We start from the raw sequence: 15,217 nt of genomic DNA on the forward strand, positions 1-15,217 counted from the left end.
GGAATCCGGCTCCTTCAGCGGACGTCGGGTGGGGCGAACCCGGCCTCTTGGGCGACGATGGCCGCCTGCACGCGGGAACGGATCTGCAGCTTGGCCAGGATCCTCGAGACGTGCGTCTTGACCGTGGTCTCCATGATGAACAGCCGGGCCGCGATCTGGGCGTTCGACAGCCCCCGGCCCAGGCACGCCAGCACGTCGCGTTCCCGTTCGGTCAGCTCGTCCAGGCCGGTGGGCGGTTCGGGCCCGGGCTGCTCGGTTTCGGCGAAGGCCCTGATCAGCTTGCGGGTGATCTGCGGCGCGAGCACGCCCTCCCCGGCGGCGACCAGCAGCACCGCCTCCACCAGCCGGGGCGCCTCGACCGACTTGAGCAGGAACCCGGCCGCCCCGGCGCGGAGCGCGGCGTAGACGTACTCGTCCAGGTCGAAAGTGGTCAGGACGAGCACCTCGCACAGCTCCTCGGCCAGCAGGGCGCGGGTCGCCGCGATGCCGTCCACCCCGGGCATCCGGACATCCATCAGCGTCACGTCCGGCCGTAGCACCCGGGCCAGCCGGATGGCCTCCGCGCCGTCCGCCGCTTCGCCGACGACCTCGACGCCGTCGGCGTTGTCCAGGATCAGCGCGAGTCCCGAGCGCACCGCCGCGTGGTCGTCGGCGACCAGCACCTCGATCGTCAAGAGTTCACCCCCGAGATGGGCAGGACCGCCCGGACCAGCCAACCCGGCTCCGCCGGGCCGGCGGACAGCGAACCGCCCACCGTCGTCGCGCGCTCCCGCATGTTCAGCAATCCCGCACCCGTTCCGCTCGCCTCCGTGGTCGAGGGGGCCAGTTCGTTGGCGACCTCCACCGTCAAGGCGCGTTGATCTTGGCGGATCGTCAGCCTCGCTGCGGCATCGGGTGCGTGTTTGGCCGCGTTGGTCAACGCCTCCTGGATGATGCGGTACGCGGTGAGGCCCACTGCCGCCGGGATCGGCGTCGGATCGTCCACTTCGGATCGGAGTTCCAGGCGCATGCCGCCCGCCCGCGCCGATTCGACGAGCGCGGAGAGCTCGGTGAGCCGCGCCGGCGCGGTCACCTCGTCCTCGCCGCCTGCCCGCAGGACGCCGATCATCGCGCGCATCTCCTCCAGCGCTCGCACGCTGTTCTCCCGCACAGACCGCAGCACGGTCCGTACGGTGGCCGGGTCGGCGTCGCTGCGGGACAGCACGGCCTCGGACTGGATCGCGATCGCCGACAGGTGGCCGGACACGACGTCGTGCAGGTCCCGGGCCATCCGGGTGCGTTCGGCGGTGACCGCCGCCGTGCGGTCCAGCTCCGCGATCTTCGCCAGCTGCGCGGCCTTGACGCGCTCCGCCTCGGCCATTTCCTGGTGCTGCCGGACGTTGCTCGCCCAAACCACCGGGAGGACGACGGCCGACAGCGCCGTGAGCCCGGCGATGACGGTGGCCCGCCAATCCGTCGCGAAGGCCGGCGCCGCGAGCACCGCCAGCGGCGTGCTCAGTGCCGCGATCGGGACCATCTTCCGGCTCAACCACCGAGGACCGTAGAGCGTGGCCGCGTACACCAGGTCCACGAACACGATCCACATCGGCATGCTGAAGCCGAGTACTCCGTCGCCGACGAGCAGCAGGAATCCGGCTATCAGCGCCAGCGCGGGCGCCCGCCGCCGGAACAGCTCCGCGACGCAGATGGCTGCGAACAGCGCCAGGTGCAGCCACCGCCGAAGGGGATCGTCCGGCACGCCGAACAGCGGGTGCAGGCCCGTTCCGTACAGCAGCGCACCGAGCGCGACGGACACCGCCACGATCAGCACGTCCTGCTGCCACGCGGGCAGGCACAGCTTCACGACCCCAGTACGCACGAAACCCACGATGCACATCGAACGATGTGGCCGCATCCTCCGGAATGATGACCCGGGTGATGATTTCCGCGCCCTCGGCACAGGTTGCTCAAAGGCGTTTCAACGTCCGGAAATCCACCCGTGATCCGACTTTCGGAGGAGATGCGCCGTCATTCTAGCCAGCACTTTCCGACGACGCGCCGGGCAAGACGATGCGCCCACCATCGAGGCATGCCCGGTTCTCGACCCGCTCCAGGCCTGACAGCACGCGCTCCCGGCACGGCGCCCCGACGTCTCGTCGGCATCGACGTCGCCCGCGGCATCGCGGTGCTCGGCATGTTCGTCGCCCATTTCAACCCCGCTCAGCTGGACCGGGGGGACTGGCTCCAGCAGTTGGTGTCCGGACGCCCGGCCGCGCTGTTCGCGGTGCTCGCCGGGATTTCCGTAGCCCTGCTCAGCGGCGGCAGCCGGCCACGGCGCGGTGCCGCCCTGCGCGCGGACCGCGCTCGCCTCGCGACGCGAGCCGTCCTGCTGTTCGCGCTCGGCCTCGCGCTCACGTCGCTCGGCACGCCTGTCAAGGAGATCCTGACCGCCTATGGCGTGCTGTTCCTGCTGGCCATCCCGCTGCTCGCGGTGCCACCGCTGATCCTCGGCTGCGCCGGGGCCGCCCTCGCGGTCCTGGGGCCGATTGCGTCGTTCTTCCTCCGCAGCACGGTGATCACCGGCTCCGAGCCCGGTGCCACGCCTGCGTTCGAGGACTTCCTCACCGGCGACGGATCGGTCCGCGTCATGGAGATGCTCCTGGTGACGGGGGTGTATCCGGTGCTGACCTGGCTGCCGTTCGTGCTCGTCGGGCTGTCGATCGGGCGGCTGGATCTGCGCAGCACCGCGATCCGGCTGCGACTGCTGGTCGTCGGCTCCGCGCTGGCCGTGCTCGCACACGGCGTGTCCTGGCTGCTCCTGAACCCGCTCGGCGGCTACGCGCGGATCGCGGCGACGCTCGGCACGAACCCGGAACACGCTCGCGACGTCGCGACGACCACCGTGGGAACCGTGCCGACCGGCGACGCCGCCTTCTTACTCACGACGGCGCCGCACAGCGGCGCGCCGCTGGAGATCTTCGCGGCGACCGGCGCGGCGATGGCGCTGATCGGGGCGGCGCTGTTGCTCGCCGAACGGTTCCCGAGGACGTTGCGCCCGCCGGCCGCGGTCGGGGCGCTTGCCCTGACCTGCTACGCCGGGCACGTCCTGGTCATCCACCTCATCGGGTACGAGGGAATGGTGTTCCTGCTGACCGAGTGGGCCTACTTGCCGCTGCTGGTGCTGATCGTCGGCACCACGGCGGCCGCGATGGCCTGGCGGACCTGGCTCGGCCGCGGCCCGCTGGAGCGGCTGGTGCACGAGCTCGCCACCGGCGCCGGGAAACTCGTTCGACGTGCTTGAGGGGCGGCACCGATCACGTCGCGGCGCCCGGGATGAGGCCGCGCGCGGCGAGGTTGGTCATCAGCGCGCGGATGCCGAAGGTCCAGTCGGGCGCGTCCTCCGCGGTGTTCACGACGTTGATCAGGCTACCGAGCGCGGGGGAGGAGATGCGCACGACGTCGCCGGGCTTGTGGGTGAAGCCCTGGCCGGGGACGTCGCGGTCCTCGGTGGGGGCGAACATCGTGCCGGTGAACAGCACGAACCCGTCCGGGTACTGGTGGTGGCGGCCGTGGGCGTGCCCGATCAGCTCCCGCACGTCGCGGCTGATCTCGCGGACCGGGTTGACGCCGTCCAGCCGGTAGCCGTCGGTTCCGGCGATGGCCAGGCCGATCTCCAGGTCTTGCGCGTCGTCGAGGGTGAACTCGTCGTCGAAAAGGCGGAGGAACGGGCCGATCGCGCAGGACGCGTTGTTGTCCTTGGCCTCGGTGAGCAGCAGGGCGCTGCGCCCCTCGAAGTCGCGGAGGTTGACGTCGTTGCCCAGCGTTGCCGCCACCGGGACGCCGCGGGAGGTGACCGCGAGGACCAGTTCGGGCTCCGGGTTGTTCCACGTCGAGCGTTCGAGCACCCCGATCTCCGCGCCCGTGCCGACCGCGGACAGCACCGGAGCCTTGGTGAAGATCTCCGGGTCCGGGCCGATGCCGACCTCCAGGTACTGCGACCAGAGTCCCTCCCGGACGAGCACCTCCTTGATCCGCTGCGCCTCGACGGAGCCCGGCCGCACCTGGGAGATCCGGCCTTCGATGACGTCGCCGAGCTTCGCGCGGATCTCCTCGGCCCGGCGGAGGTCGCCCTCGGCGCGCTCCTCGATCACCCGCTCCAGCATGCTCCGCACGAAGGTCACGCCCGCCGCCTTGATGACCTGCAGGTCGACCGGCGCCAGGAAGTGCGGCCGGGCGCGGTCGCCGGACAGCGTGGCCTGCAGGAGGTCGGCGAGCCGCCAGCTCCGGCCGCCCTCGTGCGTCCGCACGACCTCCCCGGCGTCGGCCCGTTCGAGCAGCCCGGCGACCGTCGGTTCGACACCCGTCAGGTCGACGACCGACGCGCCGCGCACCGCGGCGACGCACGGGCCGCCGCAGTCCGGGTCGAAGACGCGGGCGACCAGCGTCGCCCGGGCCGCGTCATCGGGCAGGACGTGATCGGCGTGGGCGGAGAGGTTCAAGGTGCCTGCCTTCCTCGGGGCTTCCTGGAGCGATCCGAAGGGGATTGCGATCAGCGCTTCCCGCCGGGATCCGAACGTGGCCCGGGTGATCGCGCGAACTCCGGCGCGCCGCGGCTGCGGATGGTTGCGGCGGCTGCATGGCCGAACTATGGTCCGAACATCATGCGAAGTCAACCGGATTCCGGGCCCGGCGAAGGCCGGCGTACGCGCCCGCGCGCACCGGTGTCCGATGTGGACGCGACGGTTTCCCGTCGGGCGGGATGATCACCGGCTTCGTGCCTCGGCCACGTCCCGGGAGGGGAACTTGAGCGAGCTCTTCGCACTCAACGGCAAGAACGCGGTCGTCACCGGCGGCGCGCAGGGCATCGGCGAGGCGATCGTGCTGGCCCTGCGCGACGCCGGGGCGCGGGTGTTCATCTGCGACATCAACCCGGAGGTCGGCAACGCGACCGCCGAGCGGCACGGCGTCGAGTTCGTGGCCGCGGACGTCACCGACTCGGCCAGCGTGGAGACTGCGTTCGAGCACGTGGCGACGACGGCCGGATCGCTCGACGTCGCGGTCAACAACGCCGGGATCGTGCACAACCACCCCAGCGAGGGCCTCGCGGACGAGGACTGGCGGCGGGTGATGTCGGTGAACCTCGACGGCGTCTTCTACTGCTGCCGGGCGGCGGGCAGGCGGATGCTCCAGCAGGGTTCGGGGAGCATCGTCAACACCGGCAGCATGAGCGGCCACATCTCCAACCACCCGCAGCCGCAATCTGCTTACAACACGGCGAAAGCGGGCGTCATCCACCTGACGAAGTCGTTGGCGGGAGAGTGGGCCGACCGCGGCGTGCGGGTCAACTCCGTCTCGCCCGGCTACGTCGGCACCGAGATGACCAAGCGCGGGATGAGCAACGAGGAGTGGCGCCGGGTCTGGGTCGGCGACACCCCGATGAAGCGGGTCGCCGAACCCCGCGAGATCGCCCCCGCCGTGGTCTTCCTGGCCTCCGACGCCGGCAGCTACTGCACCGGCACGGACCTCGTCGTCGACGGCGGCTACACCGTCTGGTGACCTCGCCTGCGGACGGCCCGTCCTCGACCGGTGTGAGGACGGGCCGTCTTTCGGCTACGCGCGTGCGAGCGCGTCGATGACCACGAAGGCGAAGTTGTCCGGTGCGCCTGCGTCGCGGACGAGTTCGGTGAAGCGATCCACCGCTTCCCCGGGATCGCCTGCAGCCTCCAGGGCGTCGCGTAGCTGCTGTTCGGGCACTACGGCGTGAAGCCCGTCGGAGCAGAGCAGATAACGGTCGCCGCTGTGCGCTTCGCGCAGGTGGAGGTCCGGTTCCACGGTCCCGCCGCGTTGCAGGGCGCGGAGCAGCGTTGCCCGGTTCGGGTGCGTCGCCGCCTCGTCCGGGGTCAACTTCCCCTCGTCGACCAGCGACTGCACGAAGGTGTGGTCGTGGGTGATCTGGATGAGCTCCCCGTCGCGCAGGAGGTACGCCCTGGTGTCCCCGACGTGCGCCAAGGCGAACTGGGCGCCTGACCACAGCATCGCGGTCAGCGTTGTACCGACGTTCTCGTGTGCCGGGTCGGCTGCGAAGTCGTGGACGGCCTGCCGCGCGCCGTTCGCGGCCGCGCCGAGGGTCTTCAGCAGGTTCCCGGCGGCCACCTCGGCGTCGAGAGCCCGAAGCGCGTCGATCGCCGCGACGCTCGCCGCGCAGTCCATGCCCTGTGCGCCGAATCCGTCGGCGACGGCGAACAGGTTCCTGCCCTCGTACACCGCGTCTTGATTCTCCTCCCGCGCGAACCCGCGATCGTCTTGAGCAGCAGAGCGAAGTTCCCATTCCGCTGGTACATCGGCCATTTCGGTTCCCCTCCTCGACAGGTGGTCGACGAGGAAGGCCGCCAACTCCCCGCGGGCCGCGGTGTCGGCCTCGACCTGGCGCCAGTACGAGCCGACCTCGGCTGCCGCGGCGAGCGGGGGGAGGTCGCAGACCACCCTGATCCGGGCCAACGGCATGCCGAGCCCGCGCAGCCACGCGACCAGCCGGGCGTGCTCGAACTGGGACCGGTCGTAGGAGCGGTAACCCGAACGCGGATCGACGTCCGCCGGTGGCAGCAGCCCCAGCTCGTCGTAGAGCCGCAACGCCTTCGGGGTCAGCCCCGTCGCCTGCGCGAACTCGCCGATGCTCAGCCTGGACATGGCTCCCTCCTCGTCCCGGGCGCCTCGCCCGGTGACCCGACCCTGCGGGTTGTCCCTGGGTGAAGGTCAAACTCCCGTCGACGGCGGGCGGTCAGAAGCCGAAGGTCGTGACTTGGGGGAGGGTGCCGGCGCGCAGGTGCCGGAGGATGTACTGCTCGTGGGGCACGGTCGGCCTCGGCGGCGTGTCCAGCGGAAACCATTGCAGATCGGCGGTCTTCTCGGGCTCGGCCCGCCTGGGCCGACCGGTCCAGCGGCGGCATTCGAAGAAGAAGTCCACCCGTTCGTTGATCGCCCGGTGGTCGCCCTGCGTTCGGTGCATGACCGACAGCGGCACGAGGTCTTCGGCGGCGATGTCGATGCCGAGTTCTTCGGCGGCTTCCCGGCGCGCGGCGTCGATGACGGACTCACCGGATTCGACGTGGCCCGCCGCGGCCATCGCCCATGCCCGTCCATGTACCCGGTGTTGCGGCGCAGCTGCAGCAGCACCTCCTCCTGGGCGTCCGACCTGCGGAGCGCGATGTAGACGGAAGGAACGACCTGAAACCGATCAACCATGGAACCGACCCTAGCCCCAAGATTTCGGGGCTGGTGGGCGATATCGGACTCCCGGGTAGCAGACGGGGGCGGAGCGCGGCGGGGCTTTCCGGCCTTCCCGGCCGAATGGCTTGTTCTTGGTGGCCGATCGGCTGACCGGTGCGGGCCGGACTCGGCCTTGCGGATGATCCGCTATGGGCGCGGTCGCGGCGATCCTGATCGTGATCGGACTCGGCGATGGGCCGGGTGGGCTTCGATGTCAGGAGGAACTCGTGTCAAGCTCAGCGGCCGGCGCTGGGGCGATGAAGCCTTGGCCGGTGACCGTGTTTCTGATGCGCCGGCAAGCGGTTCGGTGCGCGGACGGGCCCGCGTCGTGCGGATCGCGGCGGTGGGGTCGATGACGACTGCCGTGGCGGCACAACCGGTGCGGCGGCGCATCGGTGATCTCGACTCGCTGCGCGGGTTCGCGCTGTGCGGGATCCTGTTCGTCAACATCCCGGACATCGTGCACATGGGCTGGGGGCCTGCGATCGGGGTGGCCGATCCGGTCCGCTCGGCGCTGAACATGTTCGTGCAGCAGCGGTTCCACCCGATTTTCGCGTTCTTGTTCGGCGTGGGTTTCGCGCTGTTCCTGGACCGCGCGAGCGGGCGAGCGGCCCGGCCGCGGGTGTTGTTGCTGCGGAGGCTGCTGGCGCTGCTGGTCGTCGGGATCGGGCACCAGTTCCTGCTGCCGGGCGAGCCGCTGCTGATCTACGCGATCGTCGGTCTGATCGTGCTGTTGCCGGCGTCGGTGCTGCCGCGGTGGGTCGCGCTCTGGGGCGGCGCCGGGCTGCTCGCGGTGGGGTTGTTCGGGCTGAACGGCGGAGTCGGCCTGGTACCCGGCCTGTTCCTGCTCGGCGCGGCCACCGTCCGGTACGGCGTGATCGACACGCTCGACCGCCGCGCGGGGCAGCTCGCGATCGCATTCGGGCTCTCCGTGGTGCTGGCCGGTTTCGGTCTCTGGTTGCAGGTCAACAGCAAGGGGTCGGCGTCGTTCTTCGTGATCTGGGCGGCGGCGGGACTGCTCGGCGGGCTCGCCTATGCGTCGGGGTTCCTGCTGTTGTGCAGGACTCGTGCCGGTGGCGCGCTTTCCGCGGCGTTCGCGCCGCTGGGGCGGATGGCGCTGACGAACTTCATCACCGCGACCTTGCTGACCTTGGCGGGGGCGCCGGTGATCGGCCTGGGGCAGGACTCCACCCGGTACGACCTGATGCTCCTGCTGGCCGCCGGGATCCTGGTGGTGCAGTGGGTGTTCTCGCGCTGGTGGCTGAGCAGATTCGCATACGGGCCGCTGGAGTGGGCCTGGCGCTGCGTGACGTGGTGGAACCGGGTTCCGCTGCGCGGGCAGGTCGCCTGAAGCCGGCGTCACTCGGGGAAGGCGCTGGTGCGAGGCCGAAGTGTTCCCAGAACGCGGGTTCGTCAGCGGGCGGCGGAGAAGACACCGATCCCGTTCGCCACGGGGCGGGGAACGCCGTCGGAGGGAACGTTCTTGATCATCGCTCTGGGCTGACCGGGATCGCGCGCCGCCATGGTCGACGAGCCGCCGCCGTCGAGGTTGACGGCATCGGCGGCCCCGAAGGACCGGATCAGGTCGGCCAGCTCGCGGATGCTCAACCCGGTGCTGGCGGCGGAGCGCCCGTCCACGGTCAGCAGGTACGCGGTTCGCCCGTCCGAGCTGGCGCCCGCAGCGGTGCGCGGCGCCAACGTCCCGGTCTCCAGGCCGGGCAGCGGCTTTCCGGCGCGGAGGATCGGGAATCCGCCGACGGCGAACTCCAGCGGCGGCGCGTCGGCCGCCTCCAGCCGGGACTCGACCATGACCCGGTCACCGGGGTTGAGCTTCTCCAGCTCGGCGGCGCCTTCCTCGCGCCCGACGAGGACGACGGTGTCACCGGGAATGGCGCCGGCGCCCGGCTCGTCGTGCTCGGCGCTGACAACGCCGTTGCGGACGACCACTTCTTCGGTGTCGGTGGTGCACGGCGCGGAGCGATCCGTGTCGGTGCCGCACACCGCGCGCGCCCTGGAGACCTCGCCCCACGCCGAGGTGTAGAGCCCGATTCCGCCGACCGGCACCGCGTACTGGTTCAGGCCCGCGAGGTCGGCCGTCGCCCCGCCGCTGCGCACCACGCCGGTCAACGACACGCTGGAGACTCGCGCGCGCCGGTCGACGCCCAGGCCGAACACGTCCTTGGTCGAGGTGCCCGCGGGCAATCCCGGGCCGAAGCGCTGCCCGTTGGGAACGGCGGCTTTCAGGTCCACGCCGTCGGCGATCGCGGGCCCGACCGAGGAGCCCGTCGCCGCGACGCCCTCATGCGTCTCGCTCAGGTGGAAGAAGTCACCGTTGACGCCTGCGACCGCCCGCTGCGCATTGGTCATGTCGTCGATCTCGTCCCGGGCGGCCACCGCGGGCGGGTGCAGCAGGTCGAGTTCGACGTCGGGATTGCGCAGGTCCGCGGTCAGCAGGTATCCGACGACCGGACCGTGCTCGGTGGAGAGCTCGAAGGACCGGTAGGTCACGCCCGGCGCGATCTGCTCCTCGGTCAGGCGCGGCTGATCGGCCGACGCGGGCGCGGCCGGTGGTAGCAGTGCACCGAGGAGGACGGCGGCACCGAGTGCAGCCAACCGACGTGGGAATGCCGCAGAAGTCATCGCCGTCCGCCTCTCCGCAAGATCGAACCGGCGGCAGCGTAGCGCCGTGGCAGCGGCCAGGAGATTCTCCGGCGATGAATTGCCAGTGAGGCGCGGGCGAATTCCTCGTTCCGGCGAGGGCGGAGGAACAACACGGAGAACGGCCGGGTTCCCGGGAATCCGGGCTCTTCCGGACGCCCGTCGAGTAGGCTCGGCGGTCCTGTTCCAGCCGGTTGACATTCGGTTCAGAGGGGGACGTCATCACCGGGATGGAGACCGTCGCGGGCAAGGTCGGCTAAGCGGTTGCCCAGCGGGCCGTGAAGTCGTGGCTGGAGGAGCGCCGCAAGTCGAAGGAGCGGACCGCGTCGCTGGCGGAACTCGCCGCGGCCGAGCTGTCGACGGTGCGGCAGCGCAAGCGGTTGGAGCACCTCGCCGAAGGCATCGGGCACCAGGTCGGCGACCAGCTGGAACCGTTGCTGGAGACGAAATTCTCGGTATTGCCGGACAACGAGATCCGCGCGGCGCTCGATGCGGTGGTGGAATAAGCTGAGACTGGGGCACCACACGGCCCCGGATGCGCTGGAGGGAATCGCGGCCCGCCCGGCCGGTGTCGCCGAGCTGACCCTCGTTGGCGACGTCGTGACGAACCTGGCACCCGTTTCCGGGATGCCGAGCCTGGAACGGCTGATCGTGCTGGGCACGAGCAGGCAAACCGTCGGCCTGCGCCCGCTCGCCGGGATATCGCTGCAGGTCGAGTTGTCCAGACGAGATCGGCACGTTGGCCTCGGCGAGCTCGGTCATGGTGTTCGCGTGCGCTGGGTCAATTGAGGGACGCTTGCCGAAGATTCGACCGGGACAGCGCGCGGATAGCAGCCCCGGAGTGAACCTCGAAGGGCGTCGGACGTCTACCGGGCAGCGGATCGATCGAGGAGGGTACGTGGACGTCGCCTGGGGGATGACCAACTCCGAGTTCGCCTTCCTGCTTTTCGTCCTGGCGGTCCTGTTGCGCGATGGCATCACCCTGTTCAACCTGCTAGCCAGGGTCGGGCCCAAGACCGGCTACTTCGAGCCCGACCAGTACCAGCTCGCCTACCTCAGCGGCGGCGTCGACAGGGTGGCCGACAGCGTCGTCGCCGAGCTCGTCGCGGCCGGGGCGCTGCGCGTCGATGCCGACGGAAAGCTGCGCGCCACCGGCATTCGCGTGCAGTACGAGTACCAGCAGCGGGTGCTGGACTGGGCGGGCGACGGCATCGCGATGGCGGAGCTGCGGCGCGCCTTCCGCCGGTCCGGGACGACGCGTGCGCTGGTGGCGTGGCTGAGCGTCCACGGCCTGATCAGCGGGTCCGGCCGGTTGCAGATGCTGCGCGTGCTGATCGGGCTGCTCGGCGCCGTCACCGCGGCCGGATTGATCCGCGTCGCCGATTCGCTGATCCGCGGCTACTTCTCACCGGAGTGCCTCGTCGTGCCGCTCGTCGTGATCCTGTGGGTGGGAACGCTGCACCTCGGGTGGGAGCCGAAGCGCACGTTCAAGGGTGACCGGGTGGTACGCCAGGCCCAGGCAGCGTTGGAGGTGCCGAACGGGGCATCGCACGCTCCCCGGGCGTTCGGCCATCCGGCCCGGGTGGCCACGGCGGTGGCGATCCACGGGATGGAGCAGTAGCCGGACGAGAGGGTGTCCGCGCACCTGAACGTCCCGCTGCCGTGGTGGAAGCGGTTTCTCCTCGGGGGCCGCGGCGGCGGAGATGGCGGCGACGGTGGCGGCGGGGAGTGAGGGGTCGTTTCAGAACGGCTCGGCCTGGCTGGTTCCGGAGGGCGCCCGGTGCCCCATGCGGAACGCCGGTTTCGCGCGAAACCGGCGCCCGGCATCCCAGACGACCACGTGCCCGCGCACCATTTTGAAACGACCCCTGACACGGCGGCCCGCCGTTCCGGCAGTGGCAGAAGATGATCGTCCTTTCCGGACGTTCCCGGCCCGCGCGCGGTCGCTGCGGTGCGAGGGACGTTACTTAAGGGAGAATTAACTGCGTCGTATGCGGCCGGGAATCACGCACCGCGCATAGTCCGTCACTCGGAAATCTACTGTAGAGAGTGGTTGTGATCGGCGCGTGATCTGAGTATGGTCATTCGACGTGACCGGCCAGTCGGGGCAATGAGGGTCGCTTCTTGACAGGTGCCGCCTACACGCTTTAGGGAATAATGGGTCAGATAGGCTCGATGACGGAGTTCGGTTTCGGCTGGCTGACACCGGTCCTGTCGTACGTGATGGCTTGCGTCGGTGCGGCGCTCGGCTTGCGCTGCATGGTTCGCGCGCTCGCGACGACTGGCCGCGCGCGGCGCAATTGGTTGATCAACGGTGCCGTCGCGATCGGCACCGGCATCTGGACGATGCACTTCATCGCGATGCTCGGCTTCCACGTCACGGGCACCGACGTCCGCTACGACGTCCCGCTCACGGTGCTGAGCCTGGTGGTCGCCATCGTGGTGGTCGGCATCGGCGTCTTCGCGGTCGGCTACAGCCGTTCCAAGGTGCTGGCGGTGCTCGTCGGAGGCCTGATCGCCGGTGTCGGGGTGGCCGCCATGCACTACGTCGGGATGGCGGCGATGCGGCTTTCCGGCATGGTCAGCTACGCCCCCGAGATCGTCGCGTTGTCCGTGGTCATCGCCGTGGCCGCCGCGACCGCCGCGCTGTGGGCGACGCTGAACATCCGCGGCCCGCTGGCCGCGTTCGGCGCCTCGCTGGTGATGGGCGTGGCGGTCAGCGCGATGCACTACACGGGCATGGCCGCCGTGAGCGTCCACCTGCACGACGTGGCCGCGCCCGTGGCCGGCGCCTCGCCGATGCAGTTCATCTTCCCGCTCACCGTTCTGCTGGGGTCGTACCTGTTCCTCACCTCGGCGTTCGTCGCGATTTCGCCGAACGCGTCGCGGAAGCCCGATTCGGACGACGCCGGGGGAGCGTCGGAGAATCCCGCGGAGCCGACCGCCGGAAGAATTTGATCAACGGAATTCCCGCCGCGCATATCGCGTGAATTGATCGGTCGCCCGCCGCGTCCGCAACAGCCGTTTCTCGAAAATCCGGGATGGATGGTTCATGCCCGAAAAACGCCGGTATTCCGGCATTGGATTCCCGCGCCTGCAACCGAAATCGGTGCGCGCGAAGACCGTTGCGCTGCTCGCGGTTCCGGTCGTTTCGCTCATGGCGCTGTGGTCGATGGCCACGGTTTCGGCGGTGCAGAGCGCATGGACGCTGCACCAGGTCGAGCAGCTCAACGAGAAGCTGGCCGGCCCGGTCCGGAACCTGGTCGGCAGCCTGCAGGGCGAGCGCGCCGCGGCCGTGCGGTACCTGGCCGCGCCGCAACCGGCGGCGGAGCAGGCCTTCGCCGCCGAGCGCGCGCGCACCGCGCAGGCCACCACCGCGCTGCTCGACGGCGTGACCGTCGCCAGGGCCGACATCGCGAGCCTCGCCACCGACGTGAACCAGCGCATCGACGTGCTCGTCCAGGACCTCGACCGGTTCCAGAGCGCCCGGCCGGCGGACTGGACCAGTGCTTACGTCGAGTACTCCGCCGCGATCGAGCACGCGTTCGCGGTGGAGGAAGTGCTGACCACTGTGCAGGACGGGCAGGCGGCCGCGGCCGCACGGGTCGTCCTCCAGCACAGCCGCGTGGCGGAGACGATCGACCGGCAGGACGCGATCGTGACCTCGGTGCCGGTGGGCGCGAGGATGACGCCCGAGCAGCACCGGGCCTTCGCCGTCGCACTCGGCGGTCAGGACGTGCTGACCGATGGCCTGCTGCCCGAACTCCCCGCTGCCGACCAGGAGGCGTACCGGCGGCTGGTCGATGGCGACGCTTACCGTTCCCTCTGGGCGATGCAGAGGGACATGCTCGAAGCGGGCACCGTCACGTTCGCGCCGGATCAGTGGCGCGGCGCGGTGCAGGCCCTGACGCAGGCGGTGGACACAAGCCAGGCCAACGCGCGTGCCGCGGGCGTCGTGGAGGCGGAAGCGGCGAGCCGATCGGTGACGACGCAGGCGGTGTGGACGGTGCTCCTCGGCCTGGTCGCCGTGCTGCTCGCGCTGGCGGTCTCCGTCCGGATCGGTCGCGGCATGGTGATCGAGCTGGTCGGTCTGCGCGACTCGGCGCTGGAACTGGCGAACCGGCGGCTCCCGCAGGCGATGCGCAGGCTGCGGGCCGGGGAGAAGATCGACATCGATGCCGACGTCCCGGTGGTCGCGCCCGGCGAGGGCGAGATCGGCCAGGTCGGCGACGCGCTCAACGCGGTGCAGCGCTCGGCGCTGCAAGCCGCGGCCGAACGGGCCGAACTGCTCACCGGGGTTTCCGGGGTGTTCGTCAACCTCGCCCGGCGCAGCCAGTCCCTGGTGCACCGCCAACTCGGAATCTTGGACGGCATGGAACGCCGGACTGAAGACCCGGCCGCGCTGGAAGATCTGTTCCGGGTCGACCACCTGGCGACGCGGATGCGCCGACACGCCGAGGGGCTGATCATCATGTCCGGTGCCGCTCCCGGTCGGGCCTGGCGCCAGCCGGTGCCGTTGATGGACCTGGTCCGCTCGGCGGTCTCCGAGGTCGAGGACTACGCGCGCGTCGAGATCCGCCGGATGCCCGGGCTGTCCGTGCTCGGCTCGTCGGTCTCCGACGTCACGCACCTGTTCGCCGAACTCGTGGAGAACGCCACGACGTTCTCGCCGCCCGACAGCACCGTGCTGGTGCACGGCGAGCCGGTGGGCACCGGGTTCGTGGTGGAGATCGAGGACCGCGGCCTGGGCATGAGTCCGGAGCGGATGGCGGAGGCCAACCGGCTGATCGCCGAGGCCCACCGGCTGGAGCTGTTCGAAAGCGACCGGCTGGGCCTGTTCCTGGTGAGCCGCCTGGCGAACCGGCAGGGCATCACCGTGTCGCTGCGCCGCTCTCCCTACGGTGGTACCACGGCCGTGGTGCTGCTGCCGATGTCGATCCTCACGTCGGAACCGGCCGGGGACTCCCGCGATCAGCCGTCCGAACCGGACGAACCCGCGCGGCCGCCGAAGAAGGCGATCGCGACGAGGCTGCCGGTCCGGACCGCGGTGCCGGCGCGGCAGCAGGTCTGGGTGGAGCCGGCGGTGGCCGACGAGCCCGCGCCGGAACCGGACACCGGGGGTCTGCCGCGCCGGACCCGCCAGGCGAGCCTCGCCACCGGGCTGCAAGCGGACAACCGCAAGCGAACCGACCCGGCCGCCGCGTCCCCCGTGTCGCCCGACCAGGCGCGAAGCATGATGTCCGCGCTCCAGCAGGGATTCGCCCGCGGACGCGGCGCGGCGACCGACGACTCCGCTGACGCCTGAGACGAGGAG

Annotated in this window: 14 protein-coding genes; 8 read left to right on the forward strand and 6 right to left on the reverse strand. The window is 70.6% G+C overall.

What is annotated here, in order from left to right:
• Positions 1-14 precede the first annotated feature (14 nt).
• Positions 15-674 carry a response regulator gene (locus E1288_RS02265; RefSeq protein ID WP_132479890.1) on the reverse strand — a complete coding sequence of 220 codons (660 nt, stop codon included), beginning with the start codon at positions 672-674 and terminating at the stop codon, positions 15-17.
• Positions 671-1,858: a sensor histidine kinase gene (locus E1288_RS02270; RefSeq protein WP_235883285.1), complete on the reverse strand. Its 1,188-nt coding sequence runs from the start codon at positions 1,856-1,858 to the stop codon at positions 671-673. Before E1288_RS02270 ends, E1288_RS02265 begins: the two co-directional genes overlap by 4 nt.
• Positions 1,859-2,068: 210 nt before the next feature.
• On the opposite strand from E1288_RS02270, the gene E1288_RS02275 reads away from it, so the two are divergent.
• Entirely contained in the window at positions 2,069-3,280 is a 1,212-nt protein-coding gene (locus tag E1288_RS02275; protein WP_165967946.1) for a DUF418 domain-containing protein, read from the forward strand.
• A gap of 13 nt (positions 3,281-3,293) precedes the next feature.
• On the opposite strand, the gene E1288_RS02280 is transcribed toward E1288_RS02275, so the two are convergent.
• Positions 3,294-4,478 carry a fumarylacetoacetate hydrolase family protein gene (locus E1288_RS02280; RefSeq protein ID WP_132479899.1) on the reverse strand — a complete coding sequence of 395 codons (1,185 nt, stop codon included), beginning with the start codon at positions 4,476-4,478 and terminating at the stop codon, positions 3,294-3,296.
• 304 nt (positions 4,479-4,782) lie between these two features.
• On the opposite strand from E1288_RS02280, the gene E1288_RS02285 reads away from it, so the two are divergent.
• On the forward strand, positions 4,783-5,535 hold the full coding sequence (locus E1288_RS02285; RefSeq protein WP_235883286.1) for an SDR family NAD(P)-dependent oxidoreductase: 753 nt from the start codon (positions 4,783-4,785) through the stop codon (positions 5,533-5,535).
• 54 nt (positions 5,536-5,589) lie between these two features.
• Here the strand turns inward: E1288_RS02285 and E1288_RS02290 are convergent, their stop codons facing one another.
• Together E1288_RS02290 and E1288_RS02295 are read right to left on the reverse strand one after the other, a co-directional pair.
• A complete protein-coding gene (locus E1288_RS02290; protein ID WP_132479905.1) occupies positions 5,590-6,666 on the reverse strand; it encodes a MerR family transcriptional regulator in 1,077 nt (358 codons plus the stop codon).
• Positions 6,667-6,757: 91 nt separating this feature from the next.
• Positions 6,758-7,102, reverse strand: a complete 345-nt coding sequence (locus E1288_RS02295; protein WP_235883287.1) for an NUDIX domain-containing protein — start codon at positions 7,100-7,102, stop codon at positions 6,758-6,760.
• Between the two features lie 495 nt (positions 7,103-7,597).
• Between E1288_RS02295 and E1288_RS02300 the strand changes: the two genes are divergently transcribed.
• Positions 7,598-8,596 carry a DUF418 domain-containing protein gene (locus E1288_RS02300; protein WP_132479908.1) on the forward strand — a complete coding sequence of 333 codons (999 nt, stop codon included), beginning with the start codon at positions 7,598-7,600 and terminating at the stop codon, positions 8,594-8,596.
• Positions 8,597-8,658: 62 nt separating this feature from the next.
• Here the strand turns inward: E1288_RS02300 and E1288_RS02305 are convergent, their stop codons facing one another.
• Positions 8,659-9,885, reverse strand: coding sequence for a phosphodiester glycosidase family protein (locus E1288_RS02305; RefSeq protein WP_132479911.1), 1,227 nt, complete (start codon positions 9,883-9,885; stop codon positions 8,659-8,661).
• Between the two features lie 296 nt (positions 9,886-10,181).
• On the opposite strand from E1288_RS02305, the gene E1288_RS02310 reads away from it, so the two are divergent.
• From E1288_RS02310 to E1288_RS02330, 5 genes are all read left to right on the forward strand, one after another.
• Entirely contained in the window at positions 10,182-10,409 is a 228-nt protein-coding gene (locus E1288_RS02310; RefSeq protein WP_132479914.1) for an NACHT N-terminal Helical domain 1-containing protein, read from the forward strand.
• Positions 10,393-10,692: a hypothetical protein gene (locus E1288_RS02315; protein ID WP_132479917.1), complete on the forward strand. Its 300-nt coding sequence runs from the start codon at positions 10,393-10,395 to the stop codon at positions 10,690-10,692. Before E1288_RS02310 ends, E1288_RS02315 begins: the two co-directional genes overlap by 17 nt.
• 109 nt (positions 10,693-10,801) lie before the next feature.
• Entirely contained in the window at positions 10,802-11,524 is a 723-nt protein-coding gene (locus E1288_RS02320; RefSeq protein WP_165967947.1) for a TIGR04222 domain-containing membrane protein, read from the forward strand.
• A gap of 554 nt (positions 11,525-12,078) precedes the next feature.
• Positions 12,079-12,861, forward strand: a complete 783-nt coding sequence (locus E1288_RS02325; RefSeq protein ID WP_132479923.1) for an MHYT domain-containing protein — start codon at positions 12,079-12,081, stop codon at positions 12,859-12,861.
• 94 nt (positions 12,862-12,955) lie between these two features.
• Positions 12,956-15,208, forward strand: coding sequence for a sensor histidine kinase (locus tag E1288_RS02330; protein WP_132479926.1), 2,253 nt, complete (start codon positions 12,956-12,958; stop codon positions 15,206-15,208).
• Positions 15,209-15,217: the final 9 nt, after the last annotated feature.

It is taken from the genome of Saccharopolyspora elongata (assembly GCF_004348985.1).
In the GTDB taxonomy this organism is placed as follows: Bacteria; Actinomycetota; Actinomycetes; order Mycobacteriales; family Pseudonocardiaceae; genus Saccharopolyspora; species Saccharopolyspora elongata.

Coding starts and splice junctions, on each gene's coding strand:
- E1288_RS02275 (WP_165967946.1), top strand. CDS start 2,069: ATGCCCGGTTCTCGACCCGCTCCAGGCCTGACAGCACGCGCTCCCGGC.
- E1288_RS02290 (WP_132479905.1), bottom strand. CDS start 6,666: ATGTCCAGGCTGAGCATCGGCGAGTTCGCGCAGGCGACGGGGCTGACC.
- E1288_RS02295 (WP_235883287.1), bottom strand. CDS start 7,102: ATGGCCGCGGCGGGCCACGTCGAATCCGGTGAGTCCGTCATCGACGCC.
- E1288_RS02300 (WP_132479908.1), top strand. CDS start 7,598: ATGACGACTGCCGTGGCGGCACAACCGGTGCGGCGGCGCATCGGTGAT.
- E1288_RS02305 (WP_132479911.1), bottom strand. CDS start 9,885: ATGACTTCTGCGGCATTCCCACGTCGGTTGGCTGCACTCGGTGCCGCC.
- E1288_RS02315 (WP_132479917.1), top strand. CDS start 10,393: ATGCGGTGGTGGAATAAGCTGAGACTGGGGCACCACACGGCCCCGGAT.
- E1288_RS02325 (WP_132479923.1), top strand. CDS start 12,079: ATGACGGAGTTCGGTTTCGGCTGGCTGACACCGGTCCTGTCGTACGTG.
- E1288_RS02330 (WP_132479926.1), top strand. CDS start 12,956: ATGCCCGAAAAACGCCGGTATTCCGGCATTGGATTCCCGCGCCTGCAA.